General features: G+C 69.3%; 2 protein-coding genes. Both read right to left on the reverse strand.

Annotated elements, in window-relative coordinates:
* A partial coding sequence (gene ftsZ / locus MJ785_RS20550) for a cell division protein FtsZ (protein ID WP_239382412.1) occupies positions 1 to 1,089 on the reverse strand: 1,089 nt, incomplete at its 3' end.
* Positions 1,090 to 1,712: 623 nt separating this feature from the next.
* Positions 1,713 to 3,161, reverse strand: a complete 1,449-nt coding sequence (gene murC, locus MJ785_RS20555; protein WP_239382416.1) for a UDP-N-acetylmuramate--L-alanine ligase — start codon at positions 3,159 to 3,161, stop codon at positions 1,713 to 1,715.
* Between the last annotated feature and the right edge of the window lie 20 nt (positions 3,162 to 3,181).

Raw genomic sequence — 3,181 nt, forward strand, 5'->3', positions numbered from 1 at the left:
GGCGGACGGCGCCACGGTCGCGCCGGGCGTGACGGCAGGCGCCCCACCGGCTCCGGCGGGGCCCGGACCGGTGGCCCCGGGCCCGGCCGGCTGACCGTTACCGGGCCGTCGGGTGCTTGCCAGGCCACGAGTCCGGCGGTCCTGGACGGTGTCGAAGCCCGCGGCGATGACCGTCACCCGGACCTCGTCGCCGAGCGCGTCGTCGATGACCGCGCCAAAAATAATGTTCGCTTCGGGATGGGCCGCGTCCGCCACCAGCTCGGCCGCGGCATTGATCTCGAACAGGCCAAGATCGGATCCGCCCGAGATGTTCAGCAGCACCCCTTGGGCGCCGTCCATGCTCGCCTCCAGGAGAGGCGAGGCGATGGCCTGTTCGGCCGCGACAATGGCGCGGTCGTCTCCGCGGGCACGCCCGATACCCATCAACGCGCTGCCCGCATGCGACATGACGGTCTTGACATCGGCGAAGTCGAGGTTGATCAGACCCGGGGTGGTAATGAGATCGGTAATGCCCTGAACACCGGAGAGCAGGACCTGGTCCGCGCTGCGGAACGCGTCCAGCACACTGATGTCACGATCCGTCATCGCCAACAGCCGGTCGTTCGGAATGACGATGAGCGTGTCAACTTCATTACGCAGGGCGTCGATTCCAGAATCCGCCTGGGTTGCCCTGCGGCGCCCTTCGAACGTGAACGGGCGGGTGACGACACCGATGGTCAACGCGCCGAGCGACCGGGCGACGTTGGCCACCACCGGCGCGCCGCCGGTGCCGGTACCACCGCCTTCCCCCGCGGTCACGAACACCATGTCGGCGCCCTTGAGGACCTCTTCGATCTCCTCGCGATGATCTTCGGCAGCCTGGCGACCGACCTCCGGGTCGGCGCCCGCGCCGAGCCCTCGGGTGAGCTCCCGGCCGACGTCGAGCTTGACGTCGGCGTCGCTCATCAGCAGGGCTTGGGCGTCGGTATTGATCGCGATGAACTCGACACCCTTGAGCCCAACCTCGATCATGCGGTTGACGGCATTGACGCCGCCACCGCCAATCCCGACGACCTTGATCACCGCCAGGTAGTTCTGAGGAGCTGCCATGCGGTGTCGGTCCTCCAGCGGCATCGGTGGGCGGACGGGGGACATGCCCCAGCCGCCCGGTGCAGCGGGGAAGGCGGCGCCGAGTGGATGGAGCGGGGAACGGCTGATGAGCTTCAACCTTCACCGTCAGCTAGACGGTTAATGTTATGTCAACTTCCAACCGTGGACCGGACAGTAGGGACGCGCAGCGCGGGGGTCAAGGACGCACCCGGCGCGTCACCCGGAACCTTTGCGTCCATCGGGTCACATCATTGCGCACCCGGGAAACGATCGCCTCCCATCCCGCAAACCGAGTACTATGCCGCGCCACCCGCCACCCCCTGACGCGTCTCAGCCTCGGGAGGTGACCACCCTTTCGAACGGAAAGATCTCGCATCCGACACGAACCACAAACGACGGCCGCGCAATGACCAGACTATGACCGCAACCACACTATGACCACAAGCACGGTATGACCACAACCACGATATGACCGCAAGCACGATATGACCGCGCTCGGCCGGCCCTCGATGCCAGCCTGCTCCACCTCCGCGCATCGGCCTGGCCAGGTCCGGCAGCCCGACCACCCGGACGCCGCTCCCTGATCGACCGCCCTCCCGCCAGCGCCTCCACGGCGGTGGTTCTCACCTGTCCGGCCTGCCATCCAGCGCCGCGAGCAGGCGCGGACCGATCTCGGTGATCGTTCCAGCGCCGAGCGTCAGCAGCAGGACGCCGTCCGGCGCGGCTGGCAGGCTCACCGACAGATCGGTCACCAGCCGATCGGTGAGTCCCGCCCACGGAACGTAGTACGTCGTCTCCGGGACGAAAATCTTCTTGGCCAGGTCACTGGCGTGCAGGCCCAGGGTGTCGTGCTCGCGGGCGGCGTAGATGTCGGTGACGTACACCCGGTCGGCATCGATGAACGCGGCGGCGAAGTCATCCATCAGGGCGGCCAGCCGGCTGAACGTGTGCGGCTGGACGACAGCCCACACCTGGCGCGACTGGGCCCGCTGGCGGGCCGCCGCCAGCGTCACCAGGATCTCGGTCGGGTGATGGGCATAGTCATCAACGATCTCCAACGGGCCGCGGCGGTCAGTAGGCGCGGCCGTGCCGACCCGTTGGAACCGCCGGGCCGCCCCGGTGTAGGTCGCCAGTGTCGCAAGCGTGTCGGGCACGGCAAGGCCCAGCTCGGTGGCCACGGCAAGTACCGCGAGAGCGTTGAGGACGGTGTGGGTGCCCGGCAACGCGAGGTCGAGCGTCCCAGCCTCCTCGCCGCGGTGGCGCACTGTTGCCCGGACGCCGCCGCCCGGCGTCGCCCGCGGATCAACCGCCCGCCAGGCGCGGCCCGCGTCCAGACCGTAGTCGACGACACGCGCGTGGCCGTGCGGCAAGGCCGCAAGCACCATCCGGACACCTGGATGATCACCACAGGCGACGAGCGTCCCCCCCGCGCGGACCCGCAGGGCGAACGCGGTGAAGGCCGCGCGCACGGCCGCCTCATCGGGGAACACATCGGGATGCTCCCACTCGACGTTGGTGATCACCGCGAGAACGGGGTCGAGGTTCGCGAACGCCCCGCCGTACTCGTCAGCCTCCAGGACGAACACCCGGCCGGCGCCCACCAGCGCGTTACCGCCGAGCTGAGCGACCTCGGCACCGATGACCGCCGTCGGGTCGAGGCCCGCGGCCCGCAGCACGAGGCTGAGCATGGCGGACGTGGTGGTCTTGCCGTGCGAGCCGGCGACCGCAAGCAGGTCGTAGCCAGCGGTCAGCTCGGGCAGCCAGTCGCCGCGGCGGCGGACGGGAATCCCAGCGCGCCGGGCAGCCAGCAGCTCGGGATGATCGTCGGGGAACGCGCTGGAGGCGACCACCACGTCCACCCCGACCAGTTCCGCGGCCAGCTCGCCGGGGTCCGTGACAGCCCCCACCCGCACCTGTGCGCCAGCGGCACGCAGCGCGTCCAGACGAGGAGCGTCCTGGGCGTCACTGCCGCTGACCGCGCCGCCACGGGCAAGATGGACATGGGCGAGCGCGGACAGCCCCGCCCCCGCGATACCGAGGAATCGGACATGCTGAGAGTTCTCGCGGTTCACAGCAGGCAGTGAACACCACA

It is taken from the genome of Protofrankia sp. CiT1 (genome assembly GCF_917627335.1).
Classification (GTDB): domain Bacteria; phylum Actinomycetota; class Actinomycetes; order Frankiales; family Frankiaceae; genus Protofrankia.